The organism is Bradyrhizobium altum (genome assembly GCF_020889705.1).
Taxonomy (GTDB): domain Bacteria; phylum Pseudomonadota; class Alphaproteobacteria; order Rhizobiales; family Xanthobacteraceae; genus Bradyrhizobium; species Bradyrhizobium altum.
In genome coordinates this window covers 1-22,599 of sequence record NZ_JACMYP010000150.1, presented here as the reverse complement: position 1 = coordinate 22,599, position 22,599 = coordinate 1, and the positions used below count along the sequence as shown (strand labels likewise).

The window sequence follows — 22,599 nt, the reverse complement described above, 5'->3', positions numbered from 1 at the left end:
CGCTCCCGGATAGAGCGGCGCGCCATCCGGATCGCGCGGCCACGCGCCGCCCGCCTCGCATTCCGCGACCAGCCGCGCGATCTCCGCGCGGCTCTCGAAGCTCGGATAGACCAGCCGCTCGGCCGACAGGCGGTCGATCGCCGCGCGATAGGCGGCAAAATGCTCCGACTGCCGCCGCACCGGGGTCTCCCAGGCGATGCCGAACCAGGCCAGATCCTCGTAGATCGCCTGCTCGAATTCGACCCGGCAGCGCGTCGCGTCGATGTCCTCGATCCGCAGCAGGAAGCGTCCGCCCGACTGCTTCGCGAGGTCGTGGTTGAGCAGCGCCGAATAGGCATGGCCGAGATGCAGGTAGCCATTCGGACTCGGGGCAAAACGGAAAACGGGTGGCATGGCGTTCGATCGCACGTCATTGCCGGGCTCGACCCGGCGATCCTTGTTTGGGCATGATCTTCGCGCAAACGCCTTGCGTTTGTCGCAAGCGAAAACCGGTTTCCACTTTTCCGGACCATGCGGCTGGACAAGACTCTGTTACGATAGGAGATGGATGCGCGGGTCAAGCCCGCGCATGACAAGCTGAATGCAGATCCCGCAATGCTGATCCATCTCGAAACCCAGGCCGACCTCGACGAGGCCATTCAGAAGCTGGTCGACCAGGATCGACGGCTGCGCCCGATCCTCGAACTAACCGGCATGCCGGCCATCCGGCAGCGCGAGCCGGGGTTTGCGGGACTTGCCGCGATCATCTGCGGGCAGCAGCTGTCGACCGCGAGTGCTGCCGCGATCTGGGGCCGCGTCAGCCAGGCGTTCGACCCGTTCCACCATGATGCGATCCGCAAGGCGCGGGCCGACCGGCTCGGCCGGCTCGGGCTCTCCGCGGCAAAGATCAAGACGCTGAAGCACATCGCGCGCGAGCTCGCCGAGGAGCGGCTGAACCTCGACGTGCTCGCCAATGAAGAAGCCGATGCCGCGCACAACACGCTGACCGCGCTGCCCGGGATCGGCCCGTGGACCGCCGACGTTTATCTCTTGTTCTGCCTCGGCCATGGCGATGCGTGGCCGGCCGGCGACCTCGCCGTCCAGGAAGCGGTCAAGGTCGGGCTCGGGCTGAAGGAACGGCCGACGCCGAAGCAGATGGCACCGCTTGCCGAGCCGTGGCGTCCACTGCGCGGCGCCGCCGCGCATCTGTGGTGGGCATATTATCGCGTGCTCAGGAATCGCGAAGGCGTGATCGCCGGCGCGAAGTAGGTCGTCGAGAAAACACTCCAACTGCGTGAACGCGTGTTATAGCATCAACAGACGAATACTCATTCAATTTGCCGGCCTCGCCCATTTTGCCCAGCACATCCTTCCTGCAAGGAGGACGGACCTGGTTTCACTTCGCACTCCGCTGCTTCTCCTGATATCCCTCGGGGCTATCGCCGCGGCGTGGTGGTGGCTGGGCATCCCGGTCAGCCTTGTGCGCGCTCCGATCGATCCGAGCGATAAAGTCCAGTGCATCTCCTACGCCCCGTTCCGCAACGATCAGACATCACTTGCTCCCGCGACGCAGGTCACGCCGGAACAGATCGCGGAAGATCTCGCGCAACTCGCGAAGATATCCGACTGCATCCGCACCTATGCGACCGATCTCGGTCTCGACCAGATCCCCGGGCTCGCAGCCAAGGCGGGGCTGAAAGTCATTCAGGGCATTTTCCTCGATCGGGATCGAAAGAAGAATGCAACACAGGTCGAAACGGCGATACGCCTCGCCAAGCAATATCCAGACACGATCATTGCTCTCGTGGTCGGCAACGAGGTTCTGCTGCGCAAGGAAATGTCGGCGTCCGACCTCGGCGACTTGATCCGTTCAATCAAGGCGCAAGTCAGCGTCCCCGTCACCTATGCCGACGTCTGGGAGTTCTGGCTGAGCAATCGCGAACTTTCCGACGCCGTCGATTTCGTCACGATTCATATCCTGCCATACTGGGAGAATATCCCGATCCCCGCGGAACGTGCCGCTGCTCACGCTGACGAGATGCGCCGGCAGATCGCGGCGGTTTTTCCGGGCAAGGAAATCTTTATCGGAGAAGTAGGCTGGCCGAGCGAGGGGCGCATGCGCGAGTCTGCGCTGCCGTCACGCGTCAATCAGGCGCGGGTGGTCTCGGAAGTGCTCGACCTTGCCCGGCGCGAGCATTTCCGCGTCAACCTGTTCGAAGCCTATGACGAAGGATGGAAGCGGGAGATCGAGGGCACGGTCGGCGGATCCTGGGGCCTGTTCGATTCGGAAGCGCGCACGCTGAAATATCCGCCTGGCCTGCCGATCAGCAATTTTCCGTTCTGGAAACTGCAGATGTGCAGCGGAATGGCGCTGGCGATCCTGGTGTTCGGCGCAGCTTGGCTGACCTCGCGCCGTCGGCCGAACGAGCCCGAATTCGTGCCGTGGCTTGCGGTCGGACTATCGGCGACCACAGCCGGAATCCTGTTTGGGGTGGCCGCGCAGAGACTGGTCTATGAAAGCTGTGGGACGGGAGGCTGGCTTGTCTGGGGCTCGCTTCTGGTGGCGGCAACGGCCTCGCCGGTGTGCGGCGCCAACGCCCTGATGTCGGGTCGCGCACCGCCCAGTTTCCAGGAATTGTTTGGTCCGAAGGGCTACCACACCGAGACGGTGCTGGTGACCGTGCACGGATTGGCCTTGATCGTCACCACGGTGATCGGCACGGCGGCGGCACTGGGCCTGATATTTGACCCGCGCTTCATCGATTTTCCTTTCGCGCCGCTAACCATGGCGGCGGTGCCGTTCGCGGCCATGACACTGCTCAATCCTGCTACGAAAGGAGTCCGCCCTCTGGCGGAATCGATCTTTGCCGGCATTTTTGTCGCAGGCGCCATCTATGTGGGCTTCAACGAAGGACCGGAGAACTGGCAGGCGCTGTGGACCTGCGCCGTCTTTATCTCGCTCGCGGTGACGTTATGGCGGGCGCGGGCGTGAGAATGCGTTTTGTTTTGACGCGTTTTCTTGACGCGAACCGGTATCCACTTCGCTCGAAAACGCTCTATCCGCGCAGCCTGACGCGGTCCTCGCGCGCGCAATCGGTGACAAAGCCGATGACGGCGCGCACCGAGGGAAGCTCGACCAGATCGGGATGGGCGAGCAGCCAGAGGTCGGAGAGGCTCGAGAGCTTTTGCGGAGCGACCCGAACCAGATCGGGATAGTCGGCCCCGACCAAACAGGACAGCGCGCAAATCCCGAGCCCGGCCCGCGCCGCCGCCAGCATGTCGCCCTGCGAGGAACAGCGCATCACCAGCGTGCCCTGCCGGGTGATGACATCGCTCCACCGCGCCAGGCGCGCATTCGAGGCCTGGTCGGCAAACCCGATCACGCTGTGCCCCCGCCACTCGTCCGGCCGCTCCGGCAGCTTGCGCCCGGCGGCATAACCGCGTGATGCGTAGAAGCCGGCGCCGAGCCGTCCGATCTTGCGCCCGATCAGGTTCTCGTCGCCGGCATCGACCGGCCGCAGCACCACGTCGGCCTCGCGACGCCGGACGCTCGCCGGAAACGGGTGGGTGATGATCTCGAGCTGGATGTTGGCGTGATCGCGCAGGAACGCTCCGAGACGCGGCATCAGCCAATGCGCCGCCAGCGTCGCGCCGATCGACAGCTTCACGACGCCGCGGGCCTGCGCACCGGTGGCGGACGCGGCCGCCTCCGCGCGCAGGGCCGCAGCCGCCATCACCTCGGTGTGCTCGCGGAACTTGCGGCCATGCGACGTCAGCGACAGGCCGTCGTTCGAACGGGCGAACAGGCGGGTCCCGAGCTGCTTCTCGAGCGCCGCGACGTTGCGGCCAACGGTGGGGTGGCTGATGCGCAGCCGCCGCGCCGCGCCGGCGAAGCTGCGCGTCTCGGCCACCGCGACGAACGTCTTGCAAAGCTCCCAATCCATGCCGCCGCCCGCGCCTTTGTTCATTTCTGGCCAATCAGCTGTTCAATATTGAACGTCATAACTCAGCCGTCCAGCCTTATATTGCCGCGCCAAGGGAGCCGCCGCTCCGGCCATCACAACAAATCGCGATCCGCCCCGGCACCGGCCGGGCGCCGCGCATGGAGGATCCGAACAATGTCGCTGCCCGCCTCGCTCGCCAACAGGCTCGAACTGCCGGTCGTCGGTTCCCCCCTGTTCATCGTCTCGGGGCCCGAGCTCGTGATCGCGCAGTGCAAGGCCGGCATCGTCGGCTCATTCCCGGCGCTCAACGCCCGCCCGGTCGAAAAGCTCGGCGAGTGGCTGACGCAGATCGAGAACGAGCTCGGCGAGTACCAGGCGAAGCATCCGGAGAAGAAGGTCGCGCCCTACGCGGTCAACCAGATCTGCCACGCCTCCAACGACCGGCTGATGCATGACATGGAAACCTGCGTGAAGCACAAGGTGCCCATCATCATCACCTCGCTGCGCCCGCCGTCCGAAATCGTCGAGGCCGCGCATTCCTACGGCGGCGTGGTGTTCCACGACGTGATCAACGTGAAGCACGCCCGCAAGGCCGCCGAGCAGGGCGTCGACGGACTGATCCTGGTCTGCGCCGGCGCGGGCGGCCATGCCGGCACGCTGTCGCCGTTCGCGCTGGTGCGCGAGGTCAAGCAATGGTTCAAGGGCACCATCCTGCTGTCGGGCGCGATCTCCGACGGCTGGAGCATCGCGTCCGCACTCGCGCTCGGCGCCGACCTCGCCTATGTGGGCACCCGCTTCATCGCGACCGAGGAAGCCAATGCCGACATCAGGTACAAGCAGGCGCTGACCGAATACGCCGCGCACGACATCGTCTATTCGAACCTGTTCACCGGCGTGCACGGCAACTACCTCGGACCGTCGATCGCAGCGGCAGGCCTCGATCCGGGCAATCTGCCGGTCGCCGACAAATCCAAGATGAATTTCGGCTCCGGCGGCAACACGAAGGCCAAGGCCTGGCGCGACATCTGGGGTTCGGGCCAGGGCATCGGCCAGATCACCGACGCCCCGCCGGTCGCCGAGCTGGTGGCGCGGATGAAGGCGGAATTCAACGAGGCCCGCAGCGATTTCCTGCGCGCCAGCGCCTGACGTCATTCGAATCGTTCCGGCCGTGACACCAGCCGCCGGGACGATTATCTGTCGTTCCGATCAGCGCGGCCCTGCCGGTTCGACGGCCGGGCCGGACCAGCTTCGGCGACTTCTCAGCGACGCCAGGGGGAAACGCAACATGATCATCAGCGGCGACCGACAGATCAGCTACGGCGACATTCACGCCCGCATCGCGCGGGCGGCGACCGGCTTCCGCGCGCTCGGCGTTCAGGGCGGCAAGCCGGTCGGCATGATGCTGCGCAACGATTTCGCGCTGTTCGAGGTGGTCGCAGCCGCAGCCGCGCTCGGCAGTCCGGTGGTGCCGATCAACTGGCATCTGAAGGCCGACGAGGTCGCCTACATCCTGTCCGACAGCGGGGCCGACACGCTGGTCTGTCACGCCGATCTGCTGCCGCAGATCCGCGACGGGCTGCCGCCGGGGATCAAGCTGCTAGTGGTGACCACACCACCGGAGATCGCCGCGGCCTATGGCGTGGCGCCGGCGTCCACGCGCGTGCCCGACGGCATGACCGATTGGGATATCTGGCGTGAAACGCATCAACCGCTGACCGACGCGCCGATCGGCGCAGCGCCGATGTTCTATACGTCGGGCACCACAGGACTGCCAAAGGGCGTCAAGCGCAAGCCGATGCCATCAGAGCAGCAGGCGGCGGCCACGCGCGTCGGCGCCATCACCTACGGCGTCAAGCCGAATGAGGATCAGGTGATCCTGATGAACGGCCCGATGTATCATTCGGCGCCGCACTCCTATGGCATGCTCGCATTCCGCTGCGGCTGCGTGATCGTGCTCGAGCCGCGCTTCGATCCCGAGGATCTGCTGCAGCTGATCGAGCGCCACCATGTCACCCACATGCACATGGTGCCGACCATGTTCGTGCGGCTGCTGCGCCTGCCGGAAGAGGCGCGACGCCGCTACGACCTGTCGTCGCTGCGCTTCATCGTGCACGGCGCGGCGCCCTGCCCGGTCGACGTCAAGCGCGCGATGATCGAGTGGTGGGGACCTGTGATCAACGAATATCTCGGCTCGACCGAGACCGGCATCCCGGTCTGGCATTCGTCGGCCGAGGCGCTGGCCAAGCCCGGTACGGTCGGCCGCGCTATCGAGGGCGGCATCGTCAAGATCTTCCGGCCCGACGGGACGCAATGCGACGTCGGCGAGCCCGGCGAGATCTTCATGCGCCAGACCGCGACGTCGGATTTCGATTACCACGGCAACGCCAAGGCGCGCGCCGAGGCCGACCGCGACGGCCTCGTCAGCGTCGGCGATGTCGGCTATCTCGACGCGGACGGCTATCTGTTCCTGTGCGACCGCAAGCGCGACATGGTGATCTCGGGCGGCGTCAACATCTATCCCGCCGAGATCGAGAATGCCCTGATCGGCATGGCGGGCGTCCGCGACTGCGCCGTGTTCGGCGTGCCCGACGACGAATATGGTGAGCGGCTGTTCGCCTGCGTCGAGCCGGAAGCGGGCAGCACGCCGTCGGTCGCGGCGATCCAGGAATTTCTCCGCGGCAAGCTCGCCAATTTCAAAGTGCCGAGGGACATCCGCTTCTTGGACGCGCTGCCGCGCGAGGCGACCGGCAAGATCTTCAAGCGCAAGCTGCGCGACCTCTACCGCGAAGGGCAGCTTCGCTGACCAAGGTGACGGTGAGGCGAACGGCGTTTGAAACTTAGTTGCTGTTGCAAAGGCCGGCGATCGACGCAACGATGCCGGCGCATCTGACGCCGGGATCATCGCCATGAACTCCACTGACTTCATCGTCATCCGCAACGATCTGCAGCAATGCAAGGTGATCGAGACGCAGCTGCCCGATGCCGCGGCGCTGCCGGCCGGCACGCTGCTGGTGAAAGTGACCCGCTTCGCCTTCACCGCCAACAACATCACCTACGCCGTGATCGGCGAGCAGCTGAAGTACTGGCGCCTGTTTCCGGCGCCCGACGGCTACGGCATCATCCCGGTGTGGGGCTTTGGCGAGGTGCTGGCCTCGAAGCATCCCGCTGTCGCAGCCGGCGAAACGCTGTTCGGCTATTTCCCGATGGCGACCCATCTGGTGATCGAGGCCGCCGATGTCAGCAAGCGCGGCCTGCGCGACGGCGCCGCGCACCGGCAGGAGGTCTCGCCGGTCTACAATGCCTATGCCCGCGTCTCCGGCGATCCGACCTATGCCGGCCAGCAGGGCGATTTCCGCGCATTGCTGCTGCCGTTGTTCATGCTCTCGTTCCTGGTCGACGACTTCCTGGCCGAGAACGAGTTCTACGGTGCACGCCGCGTCATCCTGTCGTCGGCCTCGAGCAAGACCGCGTTCGGGCTCGCCCATCTCCTGCACAAACGAGGTATCCGGGTGATCGGGCTGACCTCGAAGGGCAATGTCGATTTCGTCACCTCGCTCGGCTGCTACGACGAGGTCGTCACCTATGACCAGGTCACCGCGATCCCGGGGGCCGAGCCTGTCGCCTATGTCGACATGGCCGGCAACGGCGCGCTGCGCGAGACCCTGCACCGGCACTTCGGCGCGCAGATGGTCTATTCCGGCCGGGTCGGGCTCACGCATCGCGCGAGCGAGCCGGACGAGCCGACGCTGCCCGGCGCCAAGCCGGTGTGGTTCTTCGCGCCGGACCAGATCCGCAAGCGCGCCAAGGAATGGGGGCCCGGCGGCATCGACCAGCGTTTCAGCGCCGCATGGACGGAGGTCGTGCCGCATCTGCCGAATTGGCTCGATGTCGTCGAGCGGCGCGGCCCGGCTGCGGTGCGCGAGGCCTATCTCGATACCCTGCAGGGCCGCGTTCCGCCGGATCAAGGCCTGATCCTGTCGCTGGCCGAATAGGCGCTATCCCGTCGCGCCCTTTCTGCGGCCTCGCCAATGGGTATAGGCTTGCGGGCAAGGGAACGCCGCCAAGAAAACGTCACAAGGGCGGCCGATGACGAGAAACGCTCAATGCTCGACAAGACGGACGATATTTCGGTCGCCGCCGACAATTGGCTTGTGCAGTTCGAGGATGCGCTGGCGGGCCCCGACGATGTGCTGCTGAAGCCGCTGTTCCATCCCGAGAGCTACTGGCGCGACGTGCTGGCGCTGAGCTGGAACATCCAGACCGTCAACCGCGCCTTTGCAATCATCGAGGACCTGCCCGCGCATGCGCGTCGCAGCGCGCCGCATGATTTCCGCATCGATGCCGAGCGCGCGCCGCCCCGCCGGGTGATGCGCGCCGGCACCCAAGCGATCGAGGCGATCTTCAAGTTCGAAACCGCTGTCGGCCGCGGCCACGGCATCGTGCGGCTGATCCCTGACGCCGCCGACGGCGATCGGCTGAAGGCCTGGACGCTGCTGACGGCGCTGGAGGAACTGAAGGGGTTCGAGGAACAGCAGGGAAACACAAGGCCGCGTGGACAAGCCTATTCCCGCGACTTCCGCGGACCGAACTGGCTCGACCTGCGCAAGGCATCCGCGGAATATGCCGAGCGGGATCCCGATGTGCTGGTGGTCGGCGGCGGACAGGCCGGGCTTGCGATCGCCGCCCGTCTGCAACAGCTCAAGATCGACGCGCTGATCGTCGACCGCGAGGCGCGCGTCGGCGACAATTGGCGCAAGCGCTACCATGCGCTGACCCTGCACAACCAGGTGCAGGTCAATCATTTGCCCTACATGCCGTTCCCGCCGAACTGGCCGACCTACATCCCGAAGGACAAGCTCGCCAACTGGTTCGAATCCTATGTCGATGCCATGGAGCTGAACTTCTGGACCGGAACGGAATTCGTGGGCGGCAGCTACGACGACGCACAGGGACGCTGGACCATCGAGCTGCGCCGCGCCGACGGCACGACGCGGAAACTGCAGCCGCGCCATGTCGTGATGGCGACCGGCGTCAGCGGCATTCCGAGCGTGCCTGATATCCCCGGCTTGAAGACTTTCTCCGGCAAGGTGCTGCATTCGAGCGGCTATGAAGACGGCGAGCATTGGGCAGGCAAGCGCGCCCTGGTGATCGGCACCGGCAATAGCGGCCACGACATCGCGCAGGACCTGCATTCCTCCGGCGCCAAGGTGACGCTGGTGCAGCGCTCCTCGACGCTCGTCACCAACATCGAGCCCTCCGCGCAGCTGGCCTATGCCGCCTACAATGAAGGCTCGCTCGAAGACAACGATTTGATCGCGACCTCGATGCCGCTGGCGCTCGCCAAACGCAGCCACGTGCTGATGACCGAGCAGTCGAAGGAGCTCGACAGACCGCTGCTCGACGGTCTCGCGCGCAAGGGCTTCAAGCTCGATTTCGGCGACGGCGGCACGGGCTGGCAGTTCAAGTACCTGACCCGCGGCGGCGGCTATTACTTCAACGTCGGCTGCTCGGATCTCGTCGCGAGCGGCGCGATTGCCCTGAAACAATTTGCCGACATCGAGACCTTCGTGAGCGAAGGCGCGCGACTGAAGAGCGGCGAGACGGTTGCCGCCGACCTGATCGTGCTCGCGACCGGCTACCGGCCGCAGGAAGAGCTGGTGAAGAGGCTGTTCGGCGAGGCGATGGCCGCGCGGGTCGGCCCGATCTGGGGCTTTGGCGACGGCCAGGAGCTGCGCAACATGTATACGCGCACGCCGCAGCCCGGCCTGTGGTTCATCGCCGGCAGCCTCGCGCAATGCCGCATCAACTCGCGCTATCTGGCGCTGCAGATCAAGGCGATCGAGGAAGGCCTGTTGTCGCGCGACATCGGGCCGGTGGCGAAGCTAATGTAGTCAGCCGCCATTCCGGGGCGCGCGTAGCGCGAACCCGGAATCCATTGGGCCACAATCTCTGCGGATGAATGGATTCCGGGCCTGCGCTCCGCGCATCCCGGAATGACGAAAAGGGGGAGACCACGATGCCAACCATCCTCGGCACCGGCGAGCACCGCTATCGCGTGGTGGAGAACTTCGCAAAACTCCCCGACGGCTGGAGCCTGACGGATGTCGCCTCCGTCGCGGTCGACAGCAAGGACCGCGTCTATGTCTTCAACCGCGGCGAACATCCGATGGTGGTGCTCGACCGCGAGGGGAACTTCATCCGGAGCTGGGGCGAAGGCGTGTTCGCGCGCGCCCACGGCCTGCATATCGATGCCGACGACAATCTCTATTGCACCGACGACGGCGACCACACCGTGCGCAAATGTTCTGTTGACGGCGTGGTGCCGCTGACGATCGGCATCCCGAACAAGCCGGCGCCGTTCATGAGCGGCGAGCCGTTCCACCGCTGCACCCATACCGCGCTGTCGCCGAACGGCGAGATCTATGTCTCGGACGGCTACGGCAATGCCTGCGTCCACAAATACACGCCGGATGGAAAGTTGATCAAAACCTGGGGCGAGCCCGGCACCGATCCTGGCCAGTTCAACATCGTGCACAACATCGCGACCGACGCCGATGGCTGGGTCTATGTCGCCGACCGCGAGAACCACCGCGTCCAGGTGTTCGACGGCAACGGCAGATACGAGACCCAGTGGAACAATCTGCACCGGCCCTGCGCGCTGTGCTGCTGCTCCGGCGGCAAGCAGCCGAACTTCGTGATCGGCGAGCTCGGTCCCGGCATGGCGGTCAACCGCAAGGTCCCCAATCTCGGCCCGCGGCTGTCGATCGTGGACCACACCGGCAAGCGCATCGCCCGGCTCGGCGGCGAGCACGGCCCCGGCGTCGAGACCGGCAAGTTCCTGGCGCCGCACGGCATCGCGCTGGACTCGCGCGGCGACATCTATGTCGGCGAAGTCGGCGTCACCGACTGGAAGACCAGCTTTCCGGACACCGAGATGCCGGCCGCGGTGCGCGTGACGCGATGCTTGCAGAAGCTGGAGCGGGTAACGGTGTAGTTTTAGCGTATCGAAGCGATCCCTCTAACCCGTCACCCTGAGGCGCGAGCGGAGCGAGCCTCGAAGGGTCGACGGCCCGGCTGGTGGCCGTGCATCCTTCGAGGCTCGCTCCGCTCGCACCTCAGAATGACGGGTCCGATAGATTGCGACGGACATACGGAGCCTCATGCGGCTTGATGCCCGATGCCTCGACCTTCCCCAGCAAAATCAAATCTCGCCGATCACCTCGCGGCGGCGCTGCTCGGATTCTTCCGCATAGCGCCGCATCGCGTGCGCTTCGGTGAGCAGGCCGATCGGCCGACGGTCGCCGTCGTTCTCGACCACCGCGAGCGATTCCGCTTCGGCGGCGTCGAACACCGCGATCGCCTCCTGCACGTTCATGCCGGGATGCAGCACCACGTCGGCGTAGCGCAGGATGGCGGCAAGTCCCTTGTCGGCCTCGAGGTCGGGCGCGTGCGCCTCCGCGACCAGCGCGAGCCCGGCATAGCGTCCCTCGCCGTCGACCGCGACGACCTGGGTCTTCGAGCCGGGCGGGAATTCCTCGCGAAACGCCTCGATCGGCATCGCGGCGTTCACCGTCGTCATGTCCTGCCGCATCATTTTACCGACCGTGAGATCGCGGATCCAGCCGATATCGGCGGCGCTGCGGATGGTCTCGCCGCGCAGATGCAGCCGCCAGGTCGCGAACGAATAGCCGAACAACTCGCGCGTGATCGTGGTCGAGATGATGACCGCGACCAGCACCGCGGTGGTGAGCCAGAGATTGCCGGTGGATTCCAGCGCGATGAACGACATCGTCAATGGTCCACCGATCACCGAGGCCGACAGCGCGCTCATGCCGATCACGGCATAGGCGTTGGGATCGAGATTGAGCCCGGGCCACACGATGTCGACGCCGGCCGCGAACAGCCGGCCGCCGAGCGCGCCCATGAACAGCGTGGCGAAGAACAATCCGCCGCGGAAGCCCGAACCGAGCGAGACGATCGAGGCCATCGCCTTCAGCGCGAACACGCCGGCGATGAAGGTGAGCGGCATCGCCACGATGCCGGCGAAGCGCAGCGCGCCATGGCCCGACGACATCACCTGCGGCGTCAGCAGCGCCATTGCGCCGACCGCAAGCCCGCCCAGCGCCGGCCGCAGCGGCGGCCAGAGCCGGGTCTTGGCGAGCAGCGTCTCGCACAGCGCCACCCCGCGCATGATCGCAATCCCGGTCAGGGCCGCAACCATGCCGAGCAGCGCGGCGATCGCAAGATCCCGCCCGAGCACGTCGCCGACGGTTCCGACGCCGACGCCGAGCGGCAGCGGCTCGAAGGCATGGGCGACGAAATAGCCGGCCACCGCCGCCACACCGACCGGGGTCAGGCTCGCCGGCGTGTAGCCGCCGATCACAAGTTCGAAAGCGTAGAACGCACCGGCCAGCGGCGCGCTGAAGGCCCCCGCGATCGCCGCCGCCGCGCCGCAGCCGACCATGATTCGCTGGTCGTTGCGGCGGAGATGAAAGCCGCGGCCCAGCGAGGCGGCCAGGCCGCTCGAAAGCTGGGTGTAGCCGGCCTCAAGCCCGACCGAGCCGCCGACGCCGCTCGACCAGATCGTCTGCAGGGCCACGATCACGCTGCCGCGGAACGACATCCGGCCGCCATAAAGCGCGTTGGCCTCGATCGGGTCGATTTCCCGGGCCGGCCGGACCCTGAGCAGCAGCAGGAACGCTAGTCCGAGCACCAGTCCGCCAACCGTGGGAACCACGAGGGCGCGCACGGGATCGATGCTGGGCTGGCTCGACAGCCGATCGCCCAGCGGCAGATTGAACAGCACCGAATGCAGCACCGTGACGAGGCCGCTCATGACCGCCACCACGAGGCCGCCAATGGCGCCGATTAGCAGCGCCAGCACCACGAGGCTCGTCTCGTGCGCACGCACAAATGCGCGCAACCGGCGCGGCGCCTCGAGATAGCTTGCGGTCGTGGTCATCGGCAGGGTCCGTCACTGGCCGACAGGGCCTTGCGGCTCCCTTTACGGGCCTCGCGTGCGGGAGGCAATCGGGGCAGGAACATGGCAGGGCATGGCGGATAAGCCGCTCATTGCTCTTCACAATCCCGTCACGCTGCCTGTAGTATGTGAGTGCATGCTGCTTCGCAGCTAATGGGAGATCAGGAGCGTTATTTGAACGCACATGTCTCGCAAGGCGGTTGGCCGGTGCTGGTCTTGAACGCGGACTTCCGGCCGCTGAGTTATTACCCGCTGTCGCTCTGGTCCTGGCAGGACGCGATCAAGGCGGTGTTCCTCGATCGTGTCAACATCGTCGAATATTACGACCGGGCCGTACGAAGTCCTTCCTTCGAAATCCAGTTGCCGAGCGTCGTCTCCCTCAAATCCTTCGTCAAGCCGACCACCCACCCCGCCTTCACCCGGTTCAACGTTTTCCTTCGCGACCGATTCAGCTGCCAATATTGCCTGTCGGGCGACGACCTCACCTTCGATCACATCATTCCGCGCAGCAAGGGTGGCCAGACCACCTGGGAGAACGTCGTCGCCGCCTGCTCGCCCTGCAATCTGCGCAAGGGCAATCTGACGCCGCAGCAGGCCAAGATGTTTCCGAAGCAGACGCCCTATGCACCGACCGTGCATCAACTCCACCGCAACGGCCGGCTGTTCCCGCCGAACTATCTGCACGAGAGCTGGCTCGATTATCTCTACTGGGATACTGAGCTCGATCCGTAAGACGCGCGGCGGTGCGGAGGATATGCGCCGGGACTCGCCGGAGTGTCAGTCGCCGGAGTGTCAAAAGACACAAGGGGCATCACGCTTTCCGACCCGAGGTGCGGCAGCAGGGCGCGGCCGGTTGCGATCGAGCCGACGTCCGAATCCCGGAGCCTCCTGAGCGGCGCACCCAGACAGATTCGAGCAGCAACGAACATGCAATGACAGATCGATGGCCGGCCCGGGGATGAACGACGACGAGACCAAACTTTGGCTGCCGCGTGAGCAGTCCGATCCCGTAGTTCAGGCGGATGTGCCAACGTCACGCAAGGGCACTGCGAGACCAATGACGACGTCTGACGTTCCCGCGGTCGCGCGTCTGTTCCTCAAGGTCTTCGGGGATATCGACAAGCCCGCGAGTGGCGATCTTAAGGACTATTTCCACGCGTCCACCCTGGGTTCACCGTCGTACAGCGCGGTGACAGGTACGCAAATCTATCAGCAGCAGGACGGCCACATCTCGAGCGCGCTGCGGCGTTTTCATGACGAACGGGGACTCCGCCGGTGCGGCGCAGCTCAATCTTGGTCTGCGACCGAAAAGGGCCAGTCTTTCGTTCTGTGACAGTGCATCGCCGACCAGCGCCAGGTCACTGCTAGCCATCGGCGGAAAAACGATTCCGATGCAGAACCTGGAATGGGTGCGCACATTCCGTCCGCTGGGGGCACTCGTCGAGCGTCTTTGGCCACACTTCCCGCGCCGAATCGATGGGCGCCTGGCAACGCTCACGCGTCCCGCTGATAATTTGCTCAGTCGCCTGCGCGGTGATGAAGAGATCGAGGGAGGTACCGACTTGAAGGTGCTGGAGATGTCGGTCCCGGACTTCCTCACGCACGCGCCCCGGTTCATTGCCCACTACGCCGTCCGGCCGCTTTGGTCGGAGGACGAGCTCGGCTGGCTGGTCAGCCTGGCAGCGCAGAACACCAAGTTCGGCGCATTCACGATCTGCGCGATCGAAGACCGTTCCGGCGCGGTGATCGGCCGCTTTGTCTACTATGCGGCGCCGGGGCGGACCGCGCATGTTCTCAACATCCTGTCGCTTCCGGGCCAGGAGGTCGGCGTGCTCTGTGCGATGTTCCGCCACCTCGAGCGCACCGGCCATGTCGAGGCCCGCGGCCGTGCGCAACCCGCCCTGATGGCAGGGCTGGGGCTGCAGCGCCGGCTCGTGTTCCGGCACCGCGCCTTCGCCATGGCGTTGATACGCGTTCCTGAAGTGAACGACGCCGTTGTGCGCGGTGATATCTATGTCGGCGGCCTCGCCGGCGAGGACTGGAGCCGGTTGATGCACGACTTCGGTTGAGCGCGGGCAGCGCGCTGCGTCAGTGCAGGCACAACCGCAGTTGGGCTATGTCGGCCGCTCGGTAAGGGCCGCCGCCTCCTCACGCCCGGGAACGCTGACATGAACTTCATGCCCCAGCCTGATCGCCAGCGACGCGGCGGCCACCGCCGACTCGAAGGCAGCTTCCTTGGTCGCGTATCCGGCATTGAGATTGCCGTCATGCAGGACGCCCCATTCCTCGCCAGCTGCGATCACCGCGTATTGAGCCAGTCCCATCGTCTCCTCCTTGCGCAAGCAGTACTGTGCGTCGGCGCGCCTTCGAAAGAAGCCTCAACATTGGCTTCGGAGCGAGGTTCCTAACTTTCCGCGTTCCCGCGCGATCGGTGCTGGCTCAGTCGCATCCGGATCGCCTTCCGATCAACCGTGCGGAGATAATGACGCCCCGTGCGCGATCGCATTTGCGTGATCATCAGCAATGTTCGAAGGTATATTATTGCAGCCTAATAGTTTGCATCCTATCTAATTTGCATGCCTCCTTCGCAATCCCATATCCACGCCGAGATCGGCCGCCTGATCGCCAGGCTTGGGCGGATCTGGCGGCGCGAGTCGGATCAGGCGCTGTCCGATCACGGCCTGTCCTACGCGACGGCGATTCCGCTGCTGGTGCTGTCGCGGCAGGGCGAGAACGTCCGCCAGGGCGTGCTGGCCGACGAACTTGGGATCGAGGGGCCTTCACTGGTGCGGCTGATCGATCTGCTGCAGTCCGAAGGCCTGGTCGAGCGTCGCGAGGACCCGACCGATCGGCGCGCCAAGACACTGCATCTCACCGCGGCCGGCGAAGCCAAGGTCGAGGAGACCAACCGGGTGCTGCGCCGCGTGCGGGCCAGCCTGCTGAAGGATATCGGCAGCGAAGAACTTGCGGTAACCTTCGAGACGCTCCAGCGCATCGAGCGGCGGGCAAGCCGCTTGCAGGACGCGAAGGCTGCTGCAGAGGCGAATTAGTCATGCGCGCGGAAGAGCCGTTCCTGGTTCGCCATGCGGACCTCATCTTCGCGTTGAAGACGTTCGCCGCGTCGATGCTGGCGCTTGTCATCGCATTGGCGATCGATCTGCCGCGGCCCTATTGGGCGATGGCGACGGTCTATATCACGTCGCAGCCGCTGGCCGGCGCGACCAGCTCGAAGGCGTTCTTCCGCGTGATCGGCACCCTGGTCGGCGCGAGCATGACGGTCGCCCTGGTGCCGAACCTGATCAATGCGCCGGAGCTGCTGTGCCTCGCGATCGCGCTCTGGGTCGGACTGTGCCTTTATCTGTCGCTGCTCGACGGCACGCCGCGCAGCTATGTCTTCATGCTGGGCGGATATACCGTCGCACTGATCGGCTTTCCGTCGGTCGCCGCCCCGGGCAGCATCTTCGATGTCGCGCTGGCGCGGGTCGAGGAGATCTCGCTCGGCATCATCTGTGCCAGCCTGGTGTCGACAGTGGTGTTTCCGCGCAGCGTCGCGCCGGCGGTCGGCGGCCGCGTCAGGAGTTGGCTGTCGGATGCGCGCCGCCTCTCCCGCGACGTGCTGCTTGATCAAGGGACCAGCGAGACGCGCCGGGCCCAACGCCTTCGCCTTGCGACCGACATCGTCGAGATCGATACGCTGGCAACCCATGTCGCCTATGACCGGCTGGCCGATGCCGGCACCGCGCGTGGCCTCGGCGAGGTCCGGCTGCGCATGCTGATGCTGTTGCCGATCATCACGTCGATCGAAGACCGGCTCGCCGCACTCGGCGAAGCGGCGCTGCAAAGGCAGCCGGAGCTTCGGCGCTTGATCGGCGATCTCGCCGCATGGATCGTGGATGAGGATCGCCAGCGGCAATCCGGCAACGTGATCCGCGCTGTGATCGCCGAGCGGCAATCTAGCCTCGACGGCCTCGCGCCGCGCGAGCGCATCATCACGATCAGCCTGCTGCTCCGGCTCCGCGAGCTCGTCGACATCTCGGCCGACTGCCGCGCAATCGGCGATGCGATTGCTGCGGGTAAGGATATCTCCGCCGTCCCGCTTGCATTCCACCCGGAATCGGGTGCCGCGCCGGTCCGTCACCGCGACCACGGCATGGCGCTCTGGTCCGCCGCGGGGGCGGCGGTCGCCATCCTGATCTGCTGCGGCCTGTGGATTGCGACCGGTTGGGCCGATGGCGCCTCGGCGCCGATGATGGCCGCGGTCGCCTGCTCCTTCTTCGCCGCGCAGGATGAGCCGGCGCGCAGCATCCGGGCCTTCGGCCTGTTTTCGCTGGTCGCGATCGTCGTCGTCGCGATCTATCAATTCGCACTGGTGCCGGGCATCTCCCATGTCGAGGTTCTGATCGCCGCGCTGGCGCCGACCTTCCTGCTGTACGGTTTCCTGATCGCGCGGCCCAAAACCGCGCCGATCGGCATGGCGCTCGCCGCCAACACCGCGACGCTGTTGGCGCTGCAATCGACCTACAGCGCGGATTTTGCCAGTTTTGCCAACACGTCGGTCGCCTTCTTCCTCGGCGTCGCTATCGCCGAGATCGTGACGCGGGTCGCGCGCGGCGTCGGCGCCGAATGGATCGCCAAACGGCTGATGACGTCGGGCTGGCAGACGCTCGCGGTCGCGGCGGAGCGGCGCGGCCACGGCGATCGCGCGCAGTTTGCCGGCCTGATGCTGCATCGGCTCGGCCTCTTGGTGCAACGCATCGCCTTCATCTCCGAAAGCGACCGCCGCGATGCCGACAGCCTGGTCCAGCTGCGTATCGGGCTCAACATCATCGACCTCAGGCGGGCCCGTTACGGCCTCGCCGCATCGACCGTGCGTGCCATCGACGACATGCTGGACGACCTCGCGGCCGCATTTCGCGTCCATGCAGACGAGGCGATGCCGGCCGAATTGCTGTCATGCATCGATGCGGCGCTGACCGCGGTCGTCAAGGATCCCAATGAGCGCGCGCGGGACGATGCATTGCTCGGCCTCGTCGGCATCCGCCGCGGCCTGTTTCCGGATGCGCCCGCGTATCGATCGCAGCCGGAGGAGAGTTTTGCTGCATGAGATATGAGCTCGACATCTACGGTGTCCTGGTCCCGGCGCTGCTGCTGTGGCTGATCGTGGCCTATGCGCTGAGCGCGGGGATCAGCCGGATCATGCAGCGCTTCGGGCTCTACCGGCTGGTCTGGCATCGCGCGCTGTTCAATTTCGCCCTGTACGTATGCCTGCTGGGCGTCGTCGTCTATCTTTCGGAGTTTCTGCCATGAAAGGGAATTTCGCCTGGCTCGGCCGGGTCGCGCTGACCGCGATCGCACTCGTCGCCGCGCTCGCTGTCGGCCGCGCGCTCTGGGTCTACTACATGGAGTCGCCATGGACTCGCGACGGCAGGGTCCGCGCCGACGTGGTTCAGGTTGCTCCCGACGTCTCCGGCTTCGTCACCGACGTGCTGGTCAAGGACAATCAGCAGGTGCATCGCGGCGACATCCTGTTCCGGATCGATCGCGCACGGTTTGCCCTGGCATTGCAGCAGGCTGACGCTGCGGTCGCCGGCCATCGCGCGACACTGGATCAGGCTGACGCCGATCTCAAACGCTACAGCGCGCTGACCACCGATGCGGTGTCGCAGCAGAAGCAGGAGCAGGTACTGGCCACTCAGCTCCAGGCCAAGGCCGCCTATGACCAGGCGGTCGCCGATCGCGCGGTCGCCCAGCTCAACCTGGATCGCAGCGAGGTCCACGCGTCGGTGAACGGCACCATTACCAATATGGAGCTGCGGCCTGGCGTCTACGTCGCCGCGGGCAAGGGCGTGATGGCGCTGGTCGACAGCGATACGCTGCATGTGGAAGGCTATTTCGAGGAGACCAAGCTCGCGCGCATCCACGTCGGCGACAAGGCCCAGATACAGCTGATGGGCGAGCCGGTCCGGCTCACCGGCCATGTCGAGAGCATTGCGGCCGGCATCGAGGATCGCGACCGCGGGCAAGGCGCGAGCCTGCTCGCGAACGTCAATCCAACCTTCAGCTGGGTTCGGTTGGCGCAGCGCGTTCCCGTGCGCATCACGCTGGATCAGCTGCCGGACCGCATCGCACTGGTCGCCGGCCGTTCGGCGACGGTCGAGATCATGGACTAGAGCAATTTCGATTCTGATTGAATCAGGACCGAGCCCTGGATTCCTGTTTTGACGCGTTTTCTTCACGCGAACCGGCGTCCACTTCGCTCGAAAACGCTCTAGCCGGCCGGACCGGACGCGCCGACAGCGGCATCAAGCCGACTCGGCCGCTGTCTACGTCGACCATGCTCGCTATTGCACGCCGTAGCGCGTGAAGTCGTCACCGATGCTGCCCTGGATCGCCTTTGCCGCCGAGATGTCGGCATTGCCGCCGGCCTTGTCGCCCTGCTTCAGCTTGGCCAGCCCGCGTCCATAGAGTGCGCCTGCCAGCTTCGGATCAATGCGGAGCGCGGAGCTATAGTCGTCGATCGCTGCGCGGAGCTCGCCGGTCTTCAGATAGATCAGGCCGCGCGAGTCGTAGGTCGCGGCATTGGCCGACCCCGATTGCAGCGCCTTGTTGCAGTCTTCCAGCGCCTCCTGCAACGCGCCGAGGATGGCGCGGCTCCAGCAGCGTCCGTTCCACACGCCGTCCAGGTTAGGCTCGAGGCGAATGGCCTGATCGTAATCCTGCACGGCGCGGGCATAATCATTTTTCTTCAGATAGGCGCCGGCGCGGTTGGCAAAGGCTTCGCCGTAATTCGGGTTGAGCTTGATGGCCTGATCGAACGCGTCGGTCGCGCGATCGTATTCGCGCTTCCTGAAGTAAGCCACGCCGCGGTTGTTGAACGGCTTGGTGTAGGTTGGATTGAGCTCGATGGATCGATCAAAATCCCGGATGGCCCGGTCATAGTCTTCCTTGGCGGCGTAGGCGTTGCCACGGTTGTTGTAGGCGATCGCAAGGCCGGCCGGCGTCATGTCCTGTCCTGCATCGATCAGCGCCGTGCAGGCACCGATGCGCGCGTCGGCCAGCGCGTGATCGAGGCCGCTGCACAGCTCGATGTTCCGCAGATAGTTGCTCCTTTGCTTCGGGTTCTGCGCGACCGCCGGCGATGCAAGCCACAGCAGGATGAACAGCGCCGCCAGGCCGCCACTCCCCCCGGAACCTCCACGAGGCTTCATGTCGGGCTCCGGTTTTGACGACACGGCGTCGCTGGTTTCCATGAGTGGCCGCTCAAGGCCGCCGCCCTGCTCGCCTAGCACCCTCGACAAATATTCGGATTGAACCTGCGGTAGGTGTTTTGCTCGGGCTGCGGTGCCACGCGTGTCGCGGGCTTCCTGAGAAGCTTGCTCTTGCCCTCTTCCACGAGCGTCGCGAACCTGACCGTTCCATCGTCGGATATTTCGATGCGTGGCGTGGTGCCTCGAATTCCCATCGTCGCGGCGGGCGTGTCGATCTTCATGTCACCGGTCTTCGCGACGTTGCCGGCAACGAAGGTGAACGTTCCATTGGCCAGCTTGAACAAGGTCGAATTCGACTTGCCGTTCGGATCGTATACAAACTCGGTCAGGGTCATCTTGGCGTTGCTCGACAGATTGAACGAGGTGCCATCGGTGAAGTTGATCCCGACGCGTCCATCGACTCCGGTCTTCACCACGTCGCCCATATAGACGGGATCGCCAACCTTCGCTGGAGGCAATTGATCAGACAGCGCGGCCTGAACGACGACCGCGCTAGGATGTTCGATCGTGACTGAACCCGTGACCGTCACGACCTTCCCGATGAACTTCGCTGAGGAATCCTGAATGGCGGGCTGGGCCGGCTCAGTTTGCGCCTGCGTTTGGCTCGGCATGAAAATGGCGAGCGCGAGGACGATGCTTGCGAGCGATCGGATAACCAAATGAGTGCGCACGATCCCCTCCCTTACGAGAAGATCTTGCCGTGTCGCGGCGCGATGGCGATCTGGACCGCCGGGCCGAAACCGCAGGACCTTTCGTGCCAAACGAGTGCTGCAAACAGGCCTAAAGGCCTGACGTAGCTCTAATAAGAATTAATATGTGGACAATTTACTCCGTAATCATACTATCATTTCAGTGGGGCTGCACCCCGCGATAAAGGACAGCAATCCTGTCGTTTTCGCGGTTGTTCCGTGCAGTACTGGAATTCGATTTGCACTTCCGAATTTAGTTTCAATCAAGACGTTTCGGCGGACAAGCCTATGGCTACCGGTGCGGGGATTTTTACCTCGCGGCGCGCATAAGCCAGACCAAAAAACTGCGGCACCACCTTCCGCTTGAGCTGTTCAGCAGGCGAAAAGCCAATGTCAGTTGCGTCCGGCGTCGCATTCGGGGACGCGTGCACGGCCGTTTTAGGCCGCCTGCCCCGAGTGGTTGGCATCGTTCAGACGGCGATCGGCCGCAGCACCGTCGCGCGTGCGCGCGGCGCCGTCAGCCTCATGATGGCCGGCGATCCCATTCACCAGGGTGACGTCATCGAAATCGCAGCCGGCGGGCGGACCGAGATCCGCTTGCTCGACGGCACGGTGCTCAATCTGCCGGCTGGCACCCGGCTGGAGCTGGGCGACTTGACCGAGAACTCCGGCAGCGACTTGCGGCCGGGCCTGTTCGCGAAAGCCAGAAGCATCTTCCGCTTGATTGGCAGCCGGCTGGCAGGGTCAAGCGTCCTGGCGGCGGACACGCCTGTTGGCACCATTCGGGCCAGCGGCCTTGGTATGCTGTCGTTCGCGGCACTGACCCTCTCGCTCCTGGAGGACGCGCGGGCTGCGGAGCCGAACGTTACATTCCTGGACGACGACAAGATCAGCTACAGGGACCTTCACCACGGTGTGTTCGAGCTGGTGACCAAGGAGGCGATCCCCAGACACATCGTCGTCGACGATCCCGGAGTGACGATCATCTTGAACGCCAAAGGGTCGTCGGTCAGCGTGAACCAGGTCACGAATAGCCCGGCCCATATGGAGGAATTGCGGGACGCCCAGCAGGAGGCGCTCGCCAATTTCGAGAAGGGAACGGGATCCAAAGGGTCCGGCATGCCGGCTTCCGAAGGGTCGCCGCTGTTGGAGCCTATCAATTTCCAGCCTGACTCGCCGTCGCTGATACCAGATCCGCTCGCGCCCGTGCCGGTGATCAAATTCGCTTACATTGATATCTTCAACCCGCCACCGGCGCCACCGACGCCGCTCAAGCTGAGCTTCGGAGCGCCGCCGTCGCTGACGTTGAGCGCGACGCACCTGACGGCGACGGCGCTGGACGACAACATCGCCGGCTCCTCGCCGAACGGGGCGCTCACGACGACGTCAGGGGACTTTTCGGTGAAGTTCGCCAGCGCACAGGACGCGGCGGGCGCAGCAGTCAGCTACGCACTGACGATCAACGGCGGCAACGGCGTGGCGTCGGGGGTGATCGACTCGCACACCGGCCTGGCCGACGTGCTGGTCCTGAACAGCAACACCGTTGAAGGCCGCGTCGGCGCGGCTGATGGGACGCTGGCATTCACGATCGCGCTCGATCCAGCCACGGGGCTCGTGATCTTCACCGAGTACCGGGCGGCGATGCGGCCGCCTGGCACCAGCACCGACGACAGCGAAACGGTGCCGCTGGCGACCGGGGTCATAACGCTGATTGCGACCGTGACGAAGGCCGGCCAGTC

At 65.1% G+C, this 22,599-nt stretch carries 21 protein-coding genes; 15 read left to right on the top strand and 6 right to left on the bottom strand.

Features of this window, described 5'->3' with window-relative positions; translation table 11 throughout:
• Nucleotides 1-393, bottom strand: a 393-nt coding sequence (locus tag H8B02_RS29795) for a glutamate--tRNA ligase family protein (RefSeq protein WP_229169511.1), incomplete at its 3' end; no start/stop codon positions are given.
• Nucleotides 394-594: 201 nt separating this feature from the next.
• Here H8B02_RS29795 and H8B02_RS29790 point away from each other — a divergent pair.
• Nucleotides 595-1,248, top strand: a complete 654-nt coding sequence (locus tag H8B02_RS29790; RefSeq protein ID WP_229169514.1) for a DNA-3-methyladenine glycosylase family protein — start codon at nt 595-597, stop codon at nt 1,246-1,248.
• A gap of 121 nt (nt 1,249-1,369) precedes the next feature.
• The gene (locus tag H8B02_RS29785) at nt 1,370-2,971 is read left to right on the top strand and encodes a glycoside hydrolase family 17 protein (RefSeq protein WP_229169513.1); all 1,602 of its coding nucleotides are present in this window, start codon (nt 1,370-1,372) and stop codon (nt 2,969-2,971) included.
• A gap of 64 nt (nt 2,972-3,035) precedes the next feature.
• On the opposite strand, the gene H8B02_RS29780 is transcribed toward H8B02_RS29785, so the two are convergent.
• Entirely contained in the window at nt 3,036-3,923 is an 888-nt protein-coding gene (locus tag H8B02_RS29780; protein ID WP_229169512.1) for a LysR family transcriptional regulator, read from the bottom strand.
• Between the two features lie 174 nt (nt 3,924-4,097).
• On the opposite strand from H8B02_RS29780, the gene H8B02_RS29775 reads away from it, so the two are divergent.
• The 5 genes from H8B02_RS29775 (at nt 4,098) to H8B02_RS29755 (ending at nt 10,917) form a co-directional block, all read left to right on the top strand.
• Entirely contained in the window at nt 4,098-5,069 is a 972-nt protein-coding gene (locus H8B02_RS29775; RefSeq protein ID WP_229169510.1) for an NAD(P)H-dependent flavin oxidoreductase, read from the top strand.
• A gap of 139 nt (nt 5,070-5,208) precedes the next feature.
• Nucleotides 5,209-6,726: an acyl-CoA synthetase gene (locus H8B02_RS29770; protein ID WP_229169509.1), complete on the top strand. Its 1,518-nt coding sequence runs from the start codon at nt 5,209-5,211 to the stop codon at nt 6,724-6,726.
• Nucleotides 6,727-6,829: 103 nt separating this feature from the next.
• A complete protein-coding gene (locus tag H8B02_RS29765; protein ID WP_229169508.1) occupies nt 6,830-7,915 on the top strand; it encodes a DUF2855 family protein in 1,086 nt (361 codons plus the stop codon).
• Nucleotides 7,916-8,026: 111 nt separating this feature from the next.
• Nucleotides 8,027-9,814, top strand: a complete 1,788-nt coding sequence (locus H8B02_RS29760) for a flavin-containing monooxygenase (RefSeq protein ID WP_229169507.1) — start codon at nt 8,027-8,029, stop codon at nt 9,812-9,814.
• Between the two features lie 125 nt (nt 9,815-9,939).
• Nucleotides 9,940-10,917, top strand: a complete 978-nt coding sequence (locus H8B02_RS29755; RefSeq protein ID WP_229169506.1) for a peptidyl-alpha-hydroxyglycine alpha-amidating lyase family protein — start codon at nt 9,940-9,942, stop codon at nt 10,915-10,917.
• 207 nt (nt 10,918-11,124) lie between these two features.
• On the opposite strand, the gene H8B02_RS29750 is transcribed toward H8B02_RS29755, so the two are convergent.
• Entirely contained in the window at nt 11,125-12,885 is a 1,761-nt protein-coding gene (locus H8B02_RS29750; RefSeq protein ID WP_229169505.1) for a chloride channel protein, read from the bottom strand.
• Nucleotides 12,886-13,077: 192 nt separating this feature from the next.
• On the opposite strand from H8B02_RS29750, the gene H8B02_RS29745 reads away from it, so the two are divergent.
• From H8B02_RS29745 to H8B02_RS29735, 3 genes are all read left to right on the top strand, one after another.
• Nucleotides 13,078-13,635, top strand: a complete 558-nt coding sequence (locus H8B02_RS29745; protein WP_016845270.1) for an HNH endonuclease — start codon at nt 13,078-13,080, stop codon at nt 13,633-13,635.
• Between the two features lie 211 nt (nt 13,636-13,846).
• Nucleotides 13,847-14,236 (top strand): hypothetical protein, encoded by a 390-nt coding sequence (locus H8B02_RS29740; RefSeq protein WP_229169504.1) that lies wholly within the window; start codon nt 13,847-13,849, stop codon nt 14,234-14,236.
• Between the two features lie 58 nt (nt 14,237-14,294).
• On the top strand, nt 14,295-14,972 hold the full coding sequence (locus H8B02_RS29735) for a hypothetical protein (protein WP_229169503.1): 678 nt from the start codon (nt 14,295-14,297) through the stop codon (nt 14,970-14,972).
• Between the two features lie 45 nt (nt 14,973-15,017).
• Here the strand turns inward: H8B02_RS29735 and H8B02_RS29730 are convergent, their stop codons facing one another.
• Nucleotides 15,018-15,227 (bottom strand): hypothetical protein, encoded by a 210-nt coding sequence (locus tag H8B02_RS29730; protein WP_229169502.1) that lies wholly within the window; start codon nt 15,225-15,227, stop codon nt 15,018-15,020.
• Between the two features lie 252 nt (nt 15,228-15,479).
• On the opposite strand from H8B02_RS29730, the gene H8B02_RS29725 reads away from it, so the two are divergent.
• Genes H8B02_RS29725 through H8B02_RS29710 form a run of 4 tightly spaced genes read left to right on the top strand, consistent with a single transcriptional unit; the run spans nt 15,480 to nt 19,073 of the window.
• Complete coding sequence (locus H8B02_RS29725) at nt 15,480-15,953, top strand: MarR family winged helix-turn-helix transcriptional regulator (protein ID WP_229169501.1); 474 nt, start codon at nt 15,480-15,482, stop codon at nt 15,951-15,953.
• A 2-nt stretch (nt 15,954-15,955) separates the two neighbouring features.
• Nucleotides 15,956-18,007 carry an FUSC family protein gene (locus H8B02_RS29720; RefSeq protein ID WP_229169500.1) on the top strand — a complete coding sequence of 684 codons (2,052 nt, stop codon included), beginning with the start codon at nt 15,956-15,958 and terminating at the stop codon, nt 18,005-18,007.
• A complete protein-coding gene (locus tag H8B02_RS29715; RefSeq protein ID WP_173639069.1) occupies nt 18,004-18,210 on the top strand; it encodes a DUF1656 domain-containing protein in 207 nt (68 codons plus the stop codon). Before H8B02_RS29720 ends, H8B02_RS29715 begins: the two co-directional genes overlap by 4 nt.
• Nucleotides 18,207-19,073 (top strand): efflux RND transporter periplasmic adaptor subunit, encoded by an 867-nt coding sequence (locus H8B02_RS29710; RefSeq protein WP_229169499.1) that lies wholly within the window; start codon nt 18,207-18,209, stop codon nt 19,071-19,073. Before H8B02_RS29715 ends, H8B02_RS29710 begins: the two co-directional genes overlap by 4 nt.
• Before the next feature lie 171 nt (nt 19,074-19,244).
• Here H8B02_RS29710 and H8B02_RS29705 read toward each other — a convergent pair whose 3' ends face one another.
• Nucleotides 19,245-20,111, bottom strand: coding sequence for a tetratricopeptide repeat protein (locus H8B02_RS29705; RefSeq protein WP_229169498.1), 867 nt, complete (start codon nt 20,109-20,111; stop codon nt 19,245-19,247).
• A gap of 74 nt (nt 20,112-20,185) precedes the next feature.
• Complete coding sequence (locus H8B02_RS29700) at nt 20,186-20,932, bottom strand: FecR family protein (RefSeq protein ID WP_229169497.1); 747 nt, start codon at nt 20,930-20,932, stop codon at nt 20,186-20,188.
• Nucleotides 20,933-21,250: 318 nt separating this feature from the next.
• Here H8B02_RS29700 and H8B02_RS29695 point away from each other — a divergent pair.
• Nucleotides 21,251-22,599, top strand: a 1,349-nt coding sequence (locus tag H8B02_RS29695; protein ID WP_229169496.1) for a DUF5801 repeats-in-toxin domain-containing protein, incomplete at its 3' end; no start/stop codon positions are given.